This window comes from Paraburkholderia caffeinilytica, assembly GCF_046030355.1.
Classification (GTDB): domain Bacteria; phylum Pseudomonadota; class Gammaproteobacteria; order Burkholderiales; family Burkholderiaceae; genus Paraburkholderia; species Paraburkholderia caffeinilytica_B.
In genome coordinates, this window is sequence record NZ_JAQQCQ010000020.1 from 88,309 (window position 1) to 105,696 (window position 17,388).

Annotated in this window: 20 protein-coding genes; 11 read left to right on the forward strand and 9 right to left on the reverse strand. The window is 62.6% G+C overall.

The features are described from left to right. Positions 1-33: 33 nt before the first annotated feature. Positions 34-303, reverse strand: coding sequence for a DUF4148 domain-containing protein (locus PQQ95_RS26575; protein ID WP_408442676.1), 270 nt, complete (start codon positions 301-303; stop codon positions 34-36). 74 nt (positions 304-377) lie between these two features. Next, positions 378-518, reverse strand: coding sequence for a hypothetical protein (locus PQQ95_RS26580; RefSeq protein ID WP_408442678.1), 141 nt, complete (start codon positions 516-518; stop codon positions 378-380). A gap of 43 nt (positions 519-561) precedes the next feature. On the opposite strand from PQQ95_RS26580, the gene PQQ95_RS26585 reads away from it, so the two are divergent. The 3 genes from PQQ95_RS26585 to PQQ95_RS26595 all read left to right on the forward strand — a co-directional run bounded on the left by PQQ95_RS26585 (position 562) and on the right by PQQ95_RS26595 (position 2,773). Next, the gene (locus tag PQQ95_RS26585) at positions 562-1,287 is read left to right on the forward strand and encodes an anti-sigma factor family protein (RefSeq protein ID WP_408442681.1); all 726 of its coding nucleotides are present in this window, start codon (positions 562-564) and stop codon (positions 1,285-1,287) included. 143 nt (positions 1,288-1,430) lie between these two features. Beyond that, on the forward strand, positions 1,431-1,949 hold the full coding sequence (locus PQQ95_RS26590; RefSeq protein WP_054036380.1) for a sigma-70 family RNA polymerase sigma factor: 519 nt from the start codon (positions 1,431-1,433) through the stop codon (positions 1,947-1,949). After that, positions 1,946-2,773: an anti-sigma factor family protein gene (locus PQQ95_RS26595; protein ID WP_408442684.1), complete on the forward strand. Its 828-nt coding sequence runs from the start codon at positions 1,946-1,948 to the stop codon at positions 2,771-2,773. The genes PQQ95_RS26590 and PQQ95_RS26595 overlap by 4 nt, the downstream gene beginning before the upstream one ends. Positions 2,774-2,801: 28 nt before the next feature. On the opposite strand, the gene PQQ95_RS26600 is transcribed toward PQQ95_RS26595, so the two are convergent. From PQQ95_RS26600 to PQQ95_RS26610, 3 genes are all read right to left on the reverse strand, one after another. Then, positions 2,802-3,860: a lipase secretion chaperone gene (locus tag PQQ95_RS26600; protein ID WP_408442687.1), complete on the reverse strand. Its 1,059-nt coding sequence runs from the start codon at positions 3,858-3,860 to the stop codon at positions 2,802-2,804. Positions 3,861-3,864: 4 nt separating this feature from the next. Then, positions 3,865-4,959: a triacylglycerol lipase gene (locus PQQ95_RS26605; protein ID WP_408442690.1), complete on the reverse strand. Its 1,095-nt coding sequence runs from the start codon at positions 4,957-4,959 to the stop codon at positions 3,865-3,867. Between the two features lie 105 nt (positions 4,960-5,064). Continuing rightward, positions 5,065-6,000, reverse strand: coding sequence for an AraC family transcriptional regulator (locus tag PQQ95_RS26610; protein WP_408442692.1), 936 nt, complete (start codon positions 5,998-6,000; stop codon positions 5,065-5,067). A gap of 207 nt (positions 6,001-6,207) precedes the next feature. Here PQQ95_RS26610 and PQQ95_RS26615 point away from each other — a divergent pair, with 207 nt between their 5' ends. Both PQQ95_RS26615 and PQQ95_RS26620 read left to right on the forward strand, forming a co-directional pair. Then, positions 6,208-7,134: an NAD(P)H-binding protein gene (locus PQQ95_RS26615; protein WP_408442694.1), complete on the forward strand. Its 927-nt coding sequence runs from the start codon at positions 6,208-6,210 to the stop codon at positions 7,132-7,134. A gap of 26 nt (positions 7,135-7,160) precedes the next feature. Further along, positions 7,161-7,361 carry a hypothetical protein gene (locus tag PQQ95_RS26620; RefSeq protein WP_408442697.1) on the forward strand — a complete coding sequence of 67 codons (201 nt, stop codon included), beginning with the start codon at positions 7,161-7,163 and terminating at the stop codon, positions 7,359-7,361. Between the two features lie 237 nt (positions 7,362-7,598). Here PQQ95_RS26620 and ribA read toward each other — a convergent pair whose 3' ends face one another. Continuing rightward, positions 7,599-8,249: a GTP cyclohydrolase II gene (gene ribA, locus PQQ95_RS26625; protein WP_408442807.1), complete on the reverse strand. Its 651-nt coding sequence runs from the start codon at positions 8,247-8,249 to the stop codon at positions 7,599-7,601. 281 nt (positions 8,250-8,530) lie between these two features. Here ribA and PQQ95_RS26630 point away from each other — a divergent pair, with 281 nt between their 5' ends. Next, complete coding sequence (locus PQQ95_RS26630; RefSeq protein ID WP_408442699.1) at positions 8,531-8,974, forward strand: CBS domain-containing protein; 444 nt, start codon at positions 8,531-8,533, stop codon at positions 8,972-8,974. 379 nt (positions 8,975-9,353) lie between these two features. Here the strand turns inward: PQQ95_RS26630 and PQQ95_RS26635 are convergent, their stop codons facing one another. Both PQQ95_RS26635 and PQQ95_RS26640 read right to left on the reverse strand, forming a co-directional pair. Next, a complete protein-coding gene (locus PQQ95_RS26635; RefSeq protein ID WP_408442701.1) occupies positions 9,354-9,698 on the reverse strand; it encodes a DUF4148 domain-containing protein in 345 nt (114 codons plus the stop codon). 275 nt (positions 9,699-9,973) lie between these two features. Continuing rightward, positions 9,974-10,621: a DNA-3-methyladenine glycosylase gene (locus PQQ95_RS26640; RefSeq protein WP_408442703.1), complete on the reverse strand. Its 648-nt coding sequence runs from the start codon at positions 10,619-10,621 to the stop codon at positions 9,974-9,976. Positions 10,622-11,021: 400 nt separating this feature from the next. On the opposite strand from PQQ95_RS26640, the gene PQQ95_RS26645 reads away from it, so the two are divergent. Beyond that, positions 11,022-11,378, forward strand: a complete 357-nt coding sequence (locus PQQ95_RS26645) for a BON domain-containing protein (RefSeq protein WP_408442706.1) — start codon at positions 11,022-11,024, stop codon at positions 11,376-11,378. Positions 11,379-11,818: 440 nt separating this feature from the next. Then, positions 11,819-12,901, forward strand: a complete 1,083-nt coding sequence (locus tag PQQ95_RS26650) for a calcium:cation antiporter (RefSeq protein ID WP_408442708.1) — start codon at positions 11,819-11,821, stop codon at positions 12,899-12,901. A gap of 54 nt (positions 12,902-12,955) precedes the next feature. Here PQQ95_RS26650 and PQQ95_RS26655 read toward each other — a convergent pair whose 3' ends face one another. Next, the gene (locus tag PQQ95_RS26655) at positions 12,956-13,849 is read right to left on the reverse strand and encodes a LysR substrate-binding domain-containing protein (protein WP_408442711.1); all 894 of its coding nucleotides are present in this window, start codon (positions 13,847-13,849) and stop codon (positions 12,956-12,958) included. A 558-nt stretch (positions 13,850-14,407) separates the two neighbouring features. Here PQQ95_RS26655 and PQQ95_RS26660 point away from each other — a divergent pair. Genes PQQ95_RS26660 through PQQ95_RS26670 form a run of 3 tightly spaced genes read left to right on the forward strand, consistent with a single transcriptional unit; the run spans position 14,408 to position 17,384 of the window. Then, a complete protein-coding gene (locus tag PQQ95_RS26660) occupies positions 14,408-15,502 on the forward strand; it encodes an ABC transporter substrate-binding protein (protein ID WP_408442714.1) in 1,095 nt (364 codons plus the stop codon). Between the two features lie 5 nt (positions 15,503-15,507). Then, the gene (locus PQQ95_RS26665; RefSeq protein ID WP_408442810.1) at positions 15,508-16,482 is read left to right on the forward strand and encodes an ABC transporter permease; all 975 of its coding nucleotides are present in this window, start codon (positions 15,508-15,510) and stop codon (positions 16,480-16,482) included. After that, positions 16,479-17,384, forward strand: a complete 906-nt coding sequence (locus PQQ95_RS26670) for an ABC transporter permease (RefSeq protein WP_408442717.1) — start codon at positions 16,479-16,481, stop codon at positions 17,382-17,384. Before PQQ95_RS26665 ends, PQQ95_RS26670 begins: the two co-directional genes overlap by 4 nt. Positions 17,385-17,388: the final 4 nt, after the last annotated feature.

The window sequence follows — 17,388 nt, forward strand, 5'->3', positions numbered from 1 at the left end:
TCCGTTCGTGATTCGCGCCAGATATCGCTTTCCTCAATTGACGCCGCCTGTCGCCATACTGCCGCTCGCGACGTGGCTCGCGGCGGCCGCCTGGGCGGCGAATGCTTCCTTGTTGCGCTCGACCTGCTGTGCGAATACGGGACTCACATCCGGATACGATGCGTCGGTCACATAGTTAAGGCCGTTCTGTTGGGCTTCGATCAATTCCTGGTAGACCTGAGCACGTGTCTTGCCTTCTGCAAATGCGCTCGATGAAGCGGCGAGAACGACGAGGGACAATGCGGCAAAAGCGATCTTCTTCATGATGAACTCCAGAGAGTGTTGTGCGGGTTCGCATGAGGGAAAACCACGCGCTGCCGGTTTTTATTCCTGCGTTTTCACTTCAGGAAAAACATATCCCGAGCGCGGAATAAAGCAGCATGCAAACGGGTTTGCTCGCCGTTCAGCAATGTCCAGGCAGTGTGATGACGGCGGCGAAAATGGCGTGCCAAATCCATGGAATAAACCGACACTTGCATGTGTTCGCCACTCGATAGCTGAAATCCGACCCATGCCGACATCATGAACTCAAGCCCCCCGCCCTCCGATTCGCCGCTTTCCGAAGCTGACATTCAGGCCTACGCCGATGGCACGCTGACGCCGGAACGCGCTGCGTTTCTGCAGGACTATCTGGGGAAAGATCCGGCCGAAGCGCGCCGCGTGGCCTTTTACGGCCGGCTCAATGCGCAGATGCAACAGGCCTTCCAGACAACTGACGAACCCGTTTCGACTCGCGCCGAAGGATGGCGCGGCGCACTCGACCGGCTGAAGGCCGCGAAACGTCGTGGCAAAACGCTCAACGTGCTCGGCGTGCTCATTCTGACGCTGGTGGCGGCAAGCGGCTGGCTTGCCGCCACCGAGGTCTCCCGTCAGGCACTCAACAATGCCGCTGTGATGGCGTTGGCGGAAACCGCCGCCGCATCGTATTCCACTGCCTCGCCGACGCGAACCGACGTGTCCGCGCCCAATCTCGCGGCGATCGGATTGCGGCTCGTGGACCAAAGGGTTCTATCGCTCGGACCGTTCCAACGCGCCACCGAATTCATCTATCTGAACGGCGACAACCGCCCCGTCGTGCTGATTTCCACGCTGGCACTACTGGCGCCGGCCCAGCCGCAGTGGGTCGCCCTGCGCATCGGCGAGATCAGGCTCTTGACCTGGACGGCGGAATGGCAGCGCTTCGTGGTCGCCGGCGACGCCCGCACCCACGGCCTGATGCGCGCCGCCGATGTGATGACCATGCGGTAAGGCCTTGCCAGTTTTTTCGCAATGCAACAAAAACAACGGAATAAAATGCGTCCACGCGTGTTTGTATCTCGAGTGCGCGTGGCGGTTCAATCGATGGCCGCCTACCCGGCGCCCCACGAGAAGCCCCACGACTGGGATGAAAAATGGATGTCCGTGACGAGTTGATGGAGCATGTGCCGCGCTTGCGGCGCTATGCGCGAGCGCTGATCAACAACCGCGATCTCGCCGACGATCTGGTGCAGGACACGCTCGAACGCGCGCTCGGCCGCACTGGCATGTTCCAGCCCGGCACCGACCTGCGTGCGTGGCTGTTCACGATCATGCATAACGTGTTCGCCAATCAGGCGCGCAAGGCGTCGGCGCGCGCGGTCCACGTGGCGGTCGACGACGACAGCGTCCACGAAAGCGAATTTGCCGTGCCATCCGATCAGACCCGTTCGCTGGAAATGCGCGACCTCGACTACGCGTTGCAGCGTCTGCCGATGGAGCAGCGCGAAGTCGTGCTGCTGGTCGGTCTCGAGGAAATGAGCTATGCCGATGTCGCGCTCGCGCTGAACATCCCGATCGGCACGGTGATGTCGCGCCTTTCACGCGGACGCGAACGGCTTCGGGCATTGATGGCGGGCACGCAGCCCGGTGCAAAATTACAGGTGGTGCGATGAGCGACCAACACACGCCGATCGGCGAAGAAGACCTGCACGCCTACGTGGACGGCACGCTGTCCGACGAACGACGCGTCGCGGTGGAGCGCGCGCTCGAACAGAACCCCGAGTTGGCCACACGCGTCAGCGACTATTTCGCGCTGAACAACATGTTTCATGACCGCTATGACCGCGTGCTGAGCGAGCCCGTGCCCAAACGTCTGCAGACGCCGCTTGCCAGCGGGCGCCGCTGGCGCATTGCCGCCAACTGGCCGCAGTTCGCCGGGATGGCGGCGGCGCTGGTGTTAGGCGTGGGCATCGGCGTGGGCACGCACATGGGACAGGACGTCATAGCGCCGGTCGCCGGCCACTCGGACACCCGCCCGGTCAGTGCGGACAGTTCGGAAATGTTCGCACGGCAAGCCGCGGTGGCGCATGTCGTCTATATGCCCGCCGTCGACCGTCCGGCTGAAATGACCGCGGATCACGAACAGGATTTCGTGCAATGGCTGTCCAACCGGCTCGGCACCAATGTGCATCCGCCGATGCTCTCGCGGAGCGGTTTCAACCTCTCGGGCGGCCGCCTGTTGCCGGGCGCCGATGGACCGACCGCGCAGTTCATGTATCGCGGGCCGAACGGCGAACGCGTGACGCTGTGCATTTCGCACCGTCAGGTGAATTCGAATACCACCGCGTTCAAGCTGTATCAGGATGGACCGGTGAACGTGTTCTACTGGGTCGACGGCGACTTTGGATATGCAGTGTCAGGCGGGATCGATCGCAAGCTGCTGTTGCAACTGTCGCATGACGTGTACTCGCAGTTGACGGGCGCCGCGCCGGGTTGAGATACCGCGCCACGTCGCGATAGCGGGTTCAATGTGCTGACCCGCTGCCGCGATCGAGCGACGCCGCGCGCATCGCGTCGCTCGGATTGGCGAAGAACTGCTGGCGCAACTGCGCGATCTGCGCGTCGCGTTGCTGAGGCGGCACATCCTGTTTGTCGATCTGCGCACGCTGGCTCGAATAGTCCGCGTAGCGGGCCTGCCAGGCGTCATCGGCCTGCTGCATCTGCACGACGCGTTGCGCCGCTTCAGGCCCAAGCGTCTGCGTGATCTGCGCACGCATCGTATCGAGCGACCCACCCTGTTTCTGCGCCTGACTGATGGCATCGAGCGCGGCCTGCTGCTGGCGTTCCCGTTCATGGGCCGCGCGTGTTTCCGGCGGCAGTGCCGCGTCTAGCGTGGCGAGACGCGCGTCTTTTTCCGCGGCGCTCAACGAGCCATCTGACGCGATGCGCAAACGCGCCAGATCCGTATGTTGCCGCTGCGATTCGGCGCCGAAGAACGGCTCGTTCCACTCGCCCATTAGCCGGGCACCTAAGGCATCGCGCTGGTCGAGCGAGAGTTGCAGCGCGTCGAAGTCCAGTTTTGCGCCACTCGGGCTTGGGATTGGCGAGGTTTGCGGCAGTTGGTCGAGCGCCGTGCGATAAGTGTTGTAGCGTTGCCAGACGCTCACCGCTTCGTCCACGGCCGGCGTGCCGTCGAGTTGTGCGGCAATCTGCCGGCGCACTAATGCGTCGAGCGTTGCGGCCGGGATTTCATTTTGCGCCGTCAGGAAATAATCGAAGAAATCGCGGACCGCACGCGTACGTGCGAGGTGGCCGTGGCCGTCGGTTGGCAGATGCGGTGGCGACGACCCGTCGAGCGAAGCGGGTAATGCGCCGGCCATCGACGCGTCGGCGGCCACGTTCTTGCCCGAAGCGAGCACGGGTTGCGCAGAATTCGCTGCGTTCGTCGCATGCAGCGCTGACGCATCATGCGCAGAAGGCGGGCGGTTCAGCCATAGCGCGGCGCCTGCCGACATCGCGCCCACCACCACGAAAACCAGCCACTGACTCCGCGCACTCCCCCGCTGCCGCGCCAATCGCCGCATCCCTTCACACGCCTTGTGTCTTCAGCCGGTTTGCCTGCGTGCGAATCACTGCCACCGGATCCGCTGCATTTGCACCACGCACGCCGAGCAACTGGTTGATCTCGTCGAGATGATTCCACTTATAGCTGGTGCCGAGCACCTTGCCATAGAGCGCGCTGCACACCGAGACGAGTCCATCGTTCTGCCCTGACTGTCGGCTCAGCATGATCGAGCCGGTGCCGTACAGCACGAGTGTCGACGGATCAAGGAGGTTGGCGGAATCGATGGGGGCGACGCTGGTGTCGGTGGCGCCAGAAATGCCGAGTATCGAGGTCGGTTGAATCGCACTGCCCGCCCACGAGTACAACAGATGCGTATTGCCGTTGACGGTTTCAGTCGCCGCGCCGGTTTGGCAGGAGCCTGGGGCGCCGAGGCCGGCGCTCGGATAACGCAAGTTGTAGGCCGCTGCGTTAGCGGTGGTCAGCGTTTGCAATGCGGCGACTGCATTCTGATTGGTGTTGTGATTGCTACTCGTCAGGATGCCGAATATATTCGCAAACGCGCCGATAATCGGTGTCGAAAGACCAGTCGGGTCTTTTTGCAACGCGTCCTGCACGAAGTCGGCGAACTCCGAACCGCGATGCGGCGTGCCGATCGTCGTGACCGAAGCAACGAGCTCCGGCGCTACCGCCGCGACATAGCGGGAGGTCAAGCCGCCCTGGCTGTGGCCGATGAGGTTCACCTTCTGCGCGCCGGTTGCGGCCAGAACCTGCTTCACGTAGGCAAGCAATTGTTCACCGCGGCCGTTCGGACCGTCGTCGCTCTGAAAGCCTGACAGGTTCGCCACATAAACGGTTGCGCCGTGCTGCTGGAGGTCCGACTGAATACCGTACCAGTAGTCGAGCACGCCGAGATATTTATCGGTCCCGGTAAGGCCGTGGACGAGGATGATCGGATAGCGGGTTGCCGCGTAATCGTCGGCACGGGTGGTTGAGGTCGCGGCAACGGCGCGATCGATGGCAACCGGTGTGGCGAGGGTGAGAAGCGCGGCGAGCGGCGCATTGGCGACAACAGCCGCGATCGCCCAGGCGACGATGCGAGAACCCTTCGATTTCGACATGTGACGGCCTCCGGTTGCGAAGTCCGCGTATTTAGCTATACAAATCGATTGAGGGCAATAGAGCAGGAACTCCAAACTGTTTATGCTGCAGTGCGTTTTGAAGGTTTAGCGCGGTGTTGCGATGCGGCGGGCATTGAAAGCATCGAGGTCGACAATGCGGCCTGCATTCGCACTTGACTTGACTAACTCTCGCGGCGTGACGCCCAACAAGCGCCCCATCCAATGCGCCATATGACTCTGATGCGCAAAGCCCGTCTCCAGTGCGATCTGACTCGCGCTCAGCCTGCCTTGAAGCAATAGCGCTCTAGCCCGCTCCACGCGTCGCTGCACCACATACTGATGCACCGGCATACCGAGCGTTTCGCGAAACAGCACCTTGAAATGCGGGACACTCAGTTCGGCGTGCGCCGCCAGTTCGTCAAGCGTGAGGCGCTGATCGAGGTGCGCTTCAATAAACTCGATCACGCGAGCGGCGGTCTTCGGCGCAAGCGTGCGGCGCTTGTTCTCGAGCCTGTCGAGCACCGGCGCGCTGCCGATCAATCGCACCACCATCGCCGTACACAGGCTTTCGGCGTAAAGCGGATCGGACGCATCGTCCGCTTCGAGTTCCGCACGCAACGCCCAGGCCAGATGCTGAAAGCGCGGGTCGCGCATCTGGAACTGCGGACGCAGCCGGGCTTCGCTCGTCTTCAATTCCAACTGCTCGACAGTCCGCTGCGCGAAATCCTCGCCGATCCACACGCTGAAAATCGTGCAGGCGGCCTCATCGGTCCACTGCCCGTCGACGCCGGCGGGAATCACATCCGCGTCGCCATGCGCCTGAATCCGCGAGTAACGGCGCTCATTGCACATGCAACGCGCCTTGACCGGCGCGCCGACATGCACGCCCACGCGATGATGCTTGAGCGCGGGAATCCGGTGCAGCCCCGCCGACACATTCACCAGCTCCGCGCCGAAGCCTCGCCAGCCGAGCGACTTGCTCGAGAGCAGCGCGATGCGGGAACCGCTGTGCGGCTGCGGTATCGGTGTCACGGCATTCATTGTTTCCCCTCGTAGATGGCGGCCAATGTGTGTGCATTGTGCTGCGTTTTTCACTCCTTCGCTTGGCTTGCACCGCCTCGATAGCAATGCTGCGTCGCCACAAGGAAAAACAATCATCCGAATCTGCGCACGACGATCCGTGCCCGCGCGTTTCCCGATCCACGTCTCCCTATGATGGCGACATAGCGACCCAGCAAGGAGTTCGACGTGTTTGTGATCTTCGGAGCAGCAGGCAATGTAGGCAGAGTGAGCGCGGCGGCGTTGCGCCGGGCGGGCCATGAAGTGCGCGCGGTCGTGCGCCACAGTAAGCAAGGCGACGTGCTGGCGGAAATCGGCTGTGAAATCGCCATCGCTGATCTGCTCGATCCCGCTTCGGTCGCACGCGCGATCGAAGGCGCATACGCTGTCCAGGTATTGTGTCCAGTGCCGCACGCGGACGCCGACCCTGCAATCACGATGCGCCGCATGATCGACGTGAGCGCGGACGCATTGCGCGCCAACCCGCCGCAACGCGTGCTCGCGCTGTCCGACTACGGCGCGGAACACGCGAGCGGCACCGGCATCACGACGCTGTTTCACAGCCTCGAAACGAAACTCGCGCCCATTGCCTCACAGTTGACGTTTCTGCGTTCAGCGGAACACATGCACAACTGGGGTCGCGTGCTGCCGATCGCGCTCGCGAGGGGCGTGCTGCCGAGTCTGCATCACCCGTTGAACAAGCTGTTTCCGACGGTCGCCGCCCAGGACGTCGGACTGCTGGCCGCCGAACTGTTGCTCGACGACAGACCGGCGAAGGTGTCGCCACGGATAGTGAGTATCGAAGGTGAAACGCGCGTCAGCGCTTTGGATGTTGCCCACACGCTCGGTGCATTGACGCACCGTCAGATCACGGCCCACGAAGTGCCACGCGGCGAATGGGCCGCCATGCTCCATGGCGCGGGACTCGGCGAGCACCACGCGCGGCTCATCACGGATCTGTACGACGCGCACAACGCGGGCCGTATCGACGTCGAAAGGGAGATCAGCGAGCGGCGCTTCGGCACGACCGCGCTAGCGGACGTGTTTGCGTCGATCCTGGCGCGCGTCGCGGCAACGTCAACAGCAACAGCACATGCCGCGGACGAAGCCCGCTAAACGGCGGGCGCAACAGGAGAAATAGCATGCATACCTGCCCTTTGCTGCGCGCATCGATGGAATCGCGGAAGAGCGTGGCGCGTCGAATCTCGCGGACGCGCGCGAGCACGAGCGCACGCTACCGGATGGCGATTCGGGCAAGTCTTGCGGGACTGACAGGCTGGCAAGCGCTTCGGGACGTGCTCAACGCAATTCCCGATAGCAACGACGACTTCGGCTTGTTCTGATCCGCCGCGGTTCGAATCGATTCGGCGGGCCCCACCCAGCTCGGCCCGACACACCTAAGCCACGCCGAAAATACGCTGAAGACCTGCGCCGCGGCGTCGTCAATACCGCGAAAACCTGCCGCGATAAAGCCGCACTGCTTTGACGAAACCGGCGCGACAACGCCGCGTCACCTTGACGAAACCGCCGCCGCAACGCCGGCCGCCGTTTGCAAAAGGCGGCCGACACCCCTGCGCCGGTTATTCGTTTTCATCAAAGTAGTGACCAAACTTCAACTGTTTGGTGCGGATATAGCGCTCGTTTTCCTCGCGCATCGGAATCGCCAGCGCGACCCGCTCGCATACCGGAATGCCATGCTTCGACAGCGTGTCGAATTTCTCCGGATTGTTGCTCATCAGGCGCACCGAGGTGACCTTAAGCGTGCGCAAAATGCCCGCCGCCGAATCGTATTCGCGCGAGTCGTCGGGCAAGCCGAGATCGAGATTGGCCTCGACGGTGTCGCGGCCCTGTTCCTGCAACGCATACGCGCGAATCTTGTTCGACAGGCCAATGCCGCGCCCTTCGTGACCGCGCAGATACAGCAGCACGCCACAGCCTTCAGCCGCGATATAGCGCAGCGCCAGGTCGAGTTGTTCGCCGCAATCGCAGCGATACGAGCCGAGCACGTCGCCCGTCAGACACTCGGAGTGCAGACGCGTCAACACGGACGACTTGTTGGCGACGTCGCCCATCACGAGCGCGAGATGTTCGGCGCCGCTTTCGGCCACGCGAAACACGTAGGAGGTAAACGTGCCGTAGCGCGTGGGAAGCGTGGCGGTAGCGTCGAGAACGACGCATTCGCCGCTGGTTGCGCCGTCTGCTGCTTGCGACGGATCGTGAGACGTGAGCATGGCGTTGGACAATGGTGCTGACATGAACCCGATCAACCCGGGGATAAGGTATGGACTGGGAGTTTACCGCTAATCGGCGCAACGCACCCGGATGTCCATGCGCCGCACAAGGAACCGCTGTGGCCGCGCGCCGCTCGCGCGCGCCAGATCAGACTGAACGCAGCGCACGCCACAGGTATTCCCGAGGTACTTCGGGCGCGCGTCGCGCCTATACTGGAATGGCCTGTCCCTCACGACAGCGCGCCGCATCGGCGTGCTGCACTGCGAAACGGAGCCGCTCCATGACAAGCGTTGCACAACTTCTTAAAACGAAACCGAACAACACCGTCGTCTTCACCATCGGGGCCGACGATTCCGTCTACGAGGCGATCAAGCTGATGGCCGAAAAAGGTATCGGCGCACTGGTCGTGACGGACGGCGACAGCATCGCCGGAATCATTACGGAGCGCGATTATGCGCGCAAAGTCGTCCTGATGGACCGTTCGTCGAAGGCTACGCCGGTGCGCGACATCATGAGCAAAGCCGTGCGCTTTGTCCGTCCCGACCAGACCACCGACGATTGCATGGCCCTCATGACCGAACGGCGCATGCGCCACTTGCCGGTAATCGAAAACGATCGGCTGGTGGGCATGGTATCGATCGGTGACTTGGTGAAGAACATCATCGCCGAGCAGCAATTCACGATTCAGCAACTCGAGTTCTATATTCACGGCGAGCGGCCCTGAAGTTCGCAGCCTATCGCCGCCGCGCCGCCGTTCGCGGCGTCGTATCCTGTTGAAATAGGGAGCAAAAAAAGCCCAATCCTTGAAAAAGGTTGGGCGAAGCTACCTTGCGGCAGCGGAGGTTCCTGAATTGTGGACCGCGAGCAGGTGCGGCGCGGCGGCATGGTCAGGCTGGCGGCATGAACAATCACAAACAGCCGCATGGTGGTGAGACGGCGACGCACACCATTCCTCGATGCGCATCGCATAAAGCGCGCATTTCCCTACCCGCATCAACGCGCTGACTGCCTGCTGATCGCAGAACGTGCGCTCAACCGCGTCGCGCACGTTCCGTTTCGATCAGGTTAATTGGGCCGGCGGGACCCGCTGGCCGCCATCGAACTTAGTTACCGAAATAAACCGACTTCGGGCCGGACATCGGCTGCACGACGCCACCCGCTTGTGACGACCCGCTCACCGCGCCACCATACCCACTGGTATCCGCGACCGGTTCCTGCGTCTGCGCGACGGCCGGGTTCTGCGCCTGCACACGGCGTTCGGCGGCTTGAATGTCGCCCGGATAGTTCGTGTCGTTGCTGGCGGCCGGGTTGTAACCCGCTTGTTCAAGCTGGATCAACTGACTGCGGACTTCCGCGCGGGTCACGGGCTGGTCGCTCGATTGAGCGAACGAAGCGACCGGGGCGGCGAGAACAGCTGCAATGGCGATTGCCTTGATGAGCGATTTCATGATGATTTACCTCCAGACCTGGTTTTTTTGCTTCGCTTGCCACACCATGTGAGAAGCGAGTGATTTCAGTCTAGTCACCCGATCATCACGGGAAAACCCTTAATTGCGAGATAGATAATTGTTTAAATCGCAAGAATGTGGCGAAATTTACCGCTGCGCATCATCAATGTCGTCGCATTACCGTAATAATTGTCGGGATCGTAACCTTTCTGTCTGATATTTCGACAATGCGCCCGCCGCTGAGCATATTTTTCCGTATTGCCTGTTGCCAATGGTCAGATTTGCGCACCCGACAACGCGCCGGCATGAGGCGGGAGCAGCAATTTTCGCGGCCCACTGACGAACGCGCTGCCCGGTTCGAAAAATCTTAACGGCCGATGCATCTCGCGCGACAAGCCAATTCGCGTCGTCACGCCAATCGGTACGTCGCCGATCTCGATCACGCCGATCCACAGGCCGCGCCCGGTGCAAAGATCGCGGCCGTCGAACGACTGATCGATGCCTAAGGCGACGGTGAGCCTGCCTGGACCACGTGCGAGATCGCGCAGCGGCACGCCTGGCCGCCGCGCTTCCATCAGGGGCAAGCCTTCCAGCGGCTCGACGGCGCGCAGCAGAATGCCGGCGCCGACCTCTTCCGCTTCGGCGGACATATTCAGCATGTATGAAAGCCCGTAGGTGAGCCGGACATAAGCGTGGCCGGGGGCGAGAAACATCGAGCCGTTATACGCGCGGCGGCCCTGAAACGCATGACTGGTCGAATCGCCGAGCGGATACGCCTCGGTTTCGACGATCCGCCCGCTGATACGGCCTTCAGGAAGATCGTGCACCAGATATTTGCCGATCATGAAACGCGCCAGCGCGACGGTATCGAGCGGCAAATCGTCACGAGATAAGGGGAGAATAGACAGCGGCTGAATTGGCATGCGATCCGGACCGGGGGTCGTTAGGCGCCTGGGCGCAGGGTTCGATCAATGTGCGACGTGGCAGCGCAGCAGACGCTCCAACGGACGTGCAACCCGCGCCGCACCAAGCGGTAGCGCGCCATCAGCCTGCCTTCATCGGCCCATTCGTTGTACCAAAACCTCACTTCCTGGCACCGTCGCATTCACCATGGCACTAATTGGAGTATCGTGTGTTTCCGGCCTGCAGCACAGCCCTTGCCGGCATGCGTGCGTTTAGACGTGCCTGATCAACTTACAGTTTGCAAGAAATCGCACGACCCGCAGCAACGTACCATCCAGATTTGATCCCGAAGTACCCGCTGGTGCACTACACCGGCCCCATCCGTGGGCCGTCGTATTCATGACAAAAGGAGAGAATTGAATGAAAGCATTCCAGGCAATCAAGATGGTCGGCGGTGCGCTGATCGTTCTGGCATCCATCAACGCCTACGCGCAAAGCAGCGACGCTGCGGCTCCGGCGGCTGCTTCGTCCGCGCCTAGCGCCAAGTCGGTCAAGCAGGCGGACCGTGCACTGGGACGCAAAGTGCGCGGCGCACTGTCGAAAACCAAGGGCCTGAGCGTGACCAACATCACTGTGCGCGCGCGTAGCGGCGCAGTGACGCTGGCCGGCACCGTGCCTGAGCAGCCGCAAGTCGACCTGGCAACCCAGGCCGCGCAAGCCGTGCCGGGCGTGACGTCGGTCAAGAACGCCCTGTCGATCCGTCCGGTCGGTCAGTAAACCGCCACGGCGGTCGGCTTTAGCTGTAACGCTGCACCTGGGCGCATCGCTTCATCACGAAACGGTGCGCCCGGACCCAAACATCCGGTTCTTTCCCTGAAGCTGTCAGCCCGGCGGTGGTGGTCTGATGACGTTTCATCCCTCGAAAACGCGCTGCATTCTCCGCGCGATCCCGCGTCACACTCCTTCAGATTCAGAACAGCCGTTGCCTGTCCGGCTGCTTTCGCCACGGCGTCGGCATAATCCGAAGCGTGAAATGACGGTGCCTCGATCGTTATTAATTATCCTTTATAATTTAATATGTTAGAGCGTGTTATTGACAGGAAGGTTTAGCATTCGCGCTCGCCCTCGGGTCTCATCGGCGCTCATTGGCGCTCGTCCGCGTGCGTCGCACCGGTCCAATACAAGTAACCAGAACACGCAATGAAAGGAAGCCCTGAATGACCACGCCCGCGACCGTTTTGCCCCGTTGGACCATCGCCGCGCCCTTCGTCGCCTGGATCGTGCTGGGTGTTGCGTATGCCCTGCCGGGCAACGGGCTGCTGCTCGCGCTGATCGGGGTCGCGCTGTGCGCAGCGGTGTTCACCGCGGTGCATCACGCGGAAGTGGTCGCGCATCGGGTCGGCGAGCCGTTTGGCACGCTGGTGCTGGCGGTGGCCGTCACGGTGATCGAGGTCGCGCTGATCGTTTCGGTCATGCTGACGTCCGGTCCGGAAAAGGCCGGGCTTGCGCGCGACACCGTATTCGCCGCCGTGATGATCGTCTGCAACGGGATCGTGGGCATTTGCCTGCTGGTGGGCGGCATCCGGCATCGCGAGCAGGATTTTCAGAGTCGCGGCGCGGCGGCCGCGCTGGCGGTGCTCGCGTCGTTGTCCGTGTTGACGCTGGTCATGCCGAACTACACGACGACTAGCGCCGGCCCGCTTCTGTCGTCGTCGCAACTGGCGTTCGCGGGGATGTCGTCGCTGGTGCTGTACGGGGTGTTCGTGTTCGTCCAGACCGTGCGGCATCGCGACTACTTTCTTGCCGGCGTCCCCGACGAGGACGTCCATGCCGCTCCGCCGAGTGTCGGCGTTGCGCTGGCCAGCGGCGGCTTGCTGGTGGTGTGCCTGGTCGCCGTCGTGCTGCTGGCCAAGGTGCTCTCGCCCGTGGTCGAAACCGCCGTGAAGAACGCGGGCGCGCCGCCGGCGGTGGTCGGCATTATCATCGCCGCGCTGGTGCTGTTGCCTGAAGGACTTGCCGCCGTGCGCGCGGCGCGCGCCGACCGTTTGCAGAACAGCCTGAATCTCGCGCTCGGCTCGGCGCTCGCCAGTATCGGGCTGACCATTCCGACCGTCGCCGCCGTGTTTTTGTGGACCGGTCAGCCGCTCATACTCGGTATCGACGGCAAGGAAACCGTGCTGCTGATGCTCACGCTGGTGGTCGGCACCCTGACGCTGAGCACCGGACGCACGACGATCCTGCAAGGCGCCGTGCATCTGTCACTGTTCGCGGCGTATCTGTTTCTATCCTTCGCGCCGTGACTCCGGGCATCACCCAGGCAGGGGCCGCGCGCTGCGCAAACAGCCGACTCCCGCCTACTCCTCCCAATGCTCCGCAATCCAGTCGCGAAACAGATTCAGCTTCTGCTGATGCGCGACTGAGTCCGGATACACGAAGTAATAGCGCCAGCCGGTCTTGAGCACCGTATCGAATGGCCGCACGAGACGCTTGGCCGCGACGTCTTCGTCGATCAGGGCAAGATCGCTGATGGCGACGCCGAAGCCCTGCAACGCGGCGTTGGTCGCCATGTCGAGCGTGTCGAAGCTCGGGCCATGTTCGGCGTCGACGCCCTGTGCATTCGCGGCATCGGCCTCGGTCACCTTGGCGAGCCACATCTTCCAGTCGCGATGATCGCGCGTCGGATGCAGCAGCGTGTGGCGCGCCAGGTCCGCCACCGAGTCCAACGGTTTGTCTTTCAGCAGATCCGGCGCGCACACCGGCGTCAAACGCTCCTCGAATAACGGCACCGCCTGCACATCCGCGCCCGGTGACGATCCATAGATGATCGCGGCGTCGAACGGCTCGAGCTGGAAGTCGACGTCGTGCTGCCAGGTGGTGGTGATCTGGACGTGCAGCTCGGGATACTCGGACTGGAAACGCATGATCTTCGGCAACATCCAGCGCATCACGCAGGTCGGCACTTTCAGCGCGAGATCGGTGCGCTGACGCGTGAGACGCAGCGATATCTCTTCGATACGCGCGAAGCTCTCCTTCACGGCCGGCAGCAGCAATTCGCCTTCGGCGGTCAGCGTCAGGCCTTTCGCGTGGCGTTTGAAAAGCGGAAACTTGTAATAGTCCTCGAGCGCGATGATTTGCCGGCTGACCGCGCCCTGCGTCAGACATAGGTGGTCGGCGGCGCGCGTGAAGCTGCGATGCCGCGCGACGGTTTCGAAAATCTGCAGCGCATTGAGCGGCGGGAGACGTCGCATCAGGGTAGTCCAGGATCAGGAAAAATCATTGCCCGGGCGTGCAGCGTTGCATGCCATCACGCCCCTTGAGGCGACAGGATACGCGATCAGAATGATACGCACGCGTTGTACGCGGGCAAATAGGCATGCATTCCGCTCATGACCTGTCTGTCAATTCCGGTCTGAACCCATTCGCTCGCACCAACTCGGGGCAATACCCGCCGGATACCGCACCAGAACCGAGCTTTCCTCATACCTCCCGCCAGCCCGCCCGCGCAAAAAAATCATGGATGTTAACCCCGATACGCCACTGGATTGGCGTTCCCACGGATCGCAGCAAAACCGCCGCTAGCGTCGCACGACAACCAGGCCATGAGATTCCGTCATGCGCTCCATGCGCATATTTCGTTTGTTGGAGGATTTTGGCAAACCTAGAGTGCATCAACACGCGACACATCCGGTATCGCGTGGGGTTGGGTACATGGGGTTGGGTACGACAGGCAGCGCGAATGGGCGATGCAGCGGCAGCGGTCAAAGCGAATATCACCACGCAACAGGCGTTCAACACAGGAGACCGCCATGCAAGAGATCAAACGGGGTAGAAGGCAGGCCATCAAAACGATCGGCGCCGCACTCGCGGCTTCCACCTTGCCGATGCCGTTCATCAACGTGCGGGCACAGGAGCACAACTTTTCCGGCAAGACATTGCGCTTGCTGACCTGGTCGGACGACACCGGCGCCGCCGCCTTGCGTAACATCGCCGCCACGTTCACGGCGAAGACCGGCGCGAAGGTGATCGCCGACCGCGCCGACGGCACCTCCGGCATGGTCGCCAAGGTCAAGGCCGCGGGCGATCGCCCCACATACGACGTCATCACGCTGGCCGGCGTCGGCGCGGCGGGTCTCGGCGATGCCGGTCTGCTGATGAAACCCGATCTCGACAAGCTGCCGAACCTGAAGGAAGTCGCGCCGCAATATCGCACGGGCGCGAACGGCTTTGGCATCGGTTATCTGTTGTGGTCGGACGGGTTGATCTACAACACGTCGACGGTCAAGACGGCGCCGTCTTCGTACGAAGCCCTGTGGGACCCGAAGTACGCCGGACGCCTGTTTCTGCCGCCGCCCGAATGGGCCGAAGCGGTGGACCTCGCGATCATCGCCGCGAAAATGAATGGCGGCTCGCAGCAGAACATCGAGCCGGGCTTCAAGAAGCTGATACAGTTGAAAGATCACGTGATGACGCTGGGCGAGAACCCGAACCAGGTGGCCGATCTGTTCCGCACGGGTTCGCTCGATATCGGCGGGATCTATTCGCCGGCTTTTTTCCCCGACCAGATTCGCAAGCCCGAGTACAAGATGGGCGTGACCTACGGCATGAAGGAAGGCTTCGCCACGCAGCTGATGTTCACGGTGATCCCGAAGGCGCATCCCGCCGACAGCGATCTGATCCACGCCTTTATCAACCATTCGCTCGATGCCGGCGTGCAAGGCCGCATGGCTGCCGACGTGCTGAACGGCCCGGTCAATTCGAAAGCGGTGATTCCCGCCGAGAGCCGCGCCTTCGTGCCGAGCCCGCAGCAGATCGCCGAGAAAGCGATCCTGCATGACGACAAGGCGCTCGCCGTCGTGCAGCCGGCGTGGATCAAGCGCTACACCGAAATTTTCTCGGCATGACCGCGATGCTCGCGCGCTTTTCGCGGCGTGCTTCGTCTACGTCAGGTGATGCGTCACCCGATGCGCCGGGCGCGGCTTCCGGCTCGCCCGGCGCCGCATCCCGCGCACCGGACGAGCAGGCGTCTTCCGCGCTCGCGAAAGCGCGCCCCTGGCTTCTGCTCGCGCCCATCCTGCTGTTTCTCGCCATACTCGGTGCGGCCGCGCTCGTCGTGCTGCGCATGAGCTTCGGCACCCAAGGCAATGAATGGCACGGCTTCACGTTGCAGAACTACGCCGATCTGCTCGACGGTTATTTCCTGAAGTCGCTGTGGCTCACGTTGAAGCTCGCATTTCAAAGCATGGTCTGCGCCGTGCTGCTGGCGATTCCCGTCGCGCTGGCGATGGCGCGCACCAAGTCGCGGCTGGCGCGGCGGCTGTTGCTCGCAGGCGTGCTGCTGCCTTTGCTCGTCAATCTGCTGCTGCAAGGCTATGGCTGGCTGATCATTCTCGGGCCGGCCGGCCTGCTCAATCACGCGCTGCTCGGCAGTGGCCTCGTCGACCGTCCGGTGATGTGGCTGTATCGCGAACACGGCGTGTTGCTCGGCCTGATTCAGACGGCGTTTCCGCTCGCCGTGCTGCCGTTGTCGAGTGCGATGCGCGCGGTCTCGAGTTCGTATGAAGAAGCTGCGGCCACGCTCGGTGCGACGCGCTGGCAGACGCTGCGTCATGTGTTGCTGCCGCTTGCCATGCCGGGGCTCGTGTCCGGCGCGTTGCTCGTGTTCGCGTACAACGCCAGCGCCTTCGCCGTGCCCCTGCTGCTCGGTGGACGCCGTGTGCCGATGCTCGCCGTGCTGGTCCACGACCAGGTCGCGCCCCTGCTGAACTGGCCGGCCGCGTCCGCATCGGGCGTCGTATTGATGGTCGCGACGCTCACCGTGATGGCGCTGTCCCAGCGCCTCGTGCGCCGCACGCAACGTCTCGCCGAGGAGCCTCACGCATGAGCACGCCGATCCAGACTCCCCTGACGCACCCGCCGCGCTCACCACGTTCGCCACGCCTGCCGCGTTTGCCACGTTTGCCGACCACCATGCCCGGCCAGCTCGGCAAGGCCACCGCGCTACTCGCGGCCATCGTGCTGTTTCTCGCCGCGCTGCCGATCCTGACGATGATCACGATGTCGTTCAGCGCAGCCGATACGCTCGAATTCCCGCCGCACGCCTACGGCCTGCACTGGTACCGCGCGGCATGGCATAGCTTCGTCTCGCCGGACGCGAGCGACTCCCTCTCGATGGGCGCCGCGCTCAGCACAAGCCTGATCGTCGCGCTCTCGACGATGCTCATCGCCACGCTCGTCTCGGTGCCCGCCGCCTACGCGCTGAGCCGCTACCGTTTTCGCGGCAAACCGGCGGTTGAACAACTGGTGGCGTTACCGCTCGTCTATCCGCTGGTGATGCTCGGTCTGTCGCTGCTGCTGGTGTTCAACGTGCTGCCAATTGAACTCGGCGTATTCCGTCTGATCATCGCGCACGTGATTCTGGCGCTGCCGTTCACGGTGAAAAATTGCGCGGCGTCGGTGGCCTCGATCGGCCCGGAGTTCGAAGAAGCCGCCTGCGTGATGGGCGCAAGCCCGACTCGCGCGCTGATCGACGTGATCCTGCCGCTGATGCGTCCCGGCATTCTCGCCGGCATGCTGTTCGCGTTCATCGTCTCGTTCAACGAATTCACGGTGACCTTCTTCCTGTACGGCATCGACACGATGACGCTGCCGGTGTGGCTTTACAGCCGCACGGTGTCGTCGCTCGATCCGACCGTGTTCTGTTTCGCCGTATTCATCGTCGCGATCGACTTCGCGCTGATCTGGCTGCTCGAAAAGCTGATCGGCGATGAAGGGGTGGCGCTTTGATCGC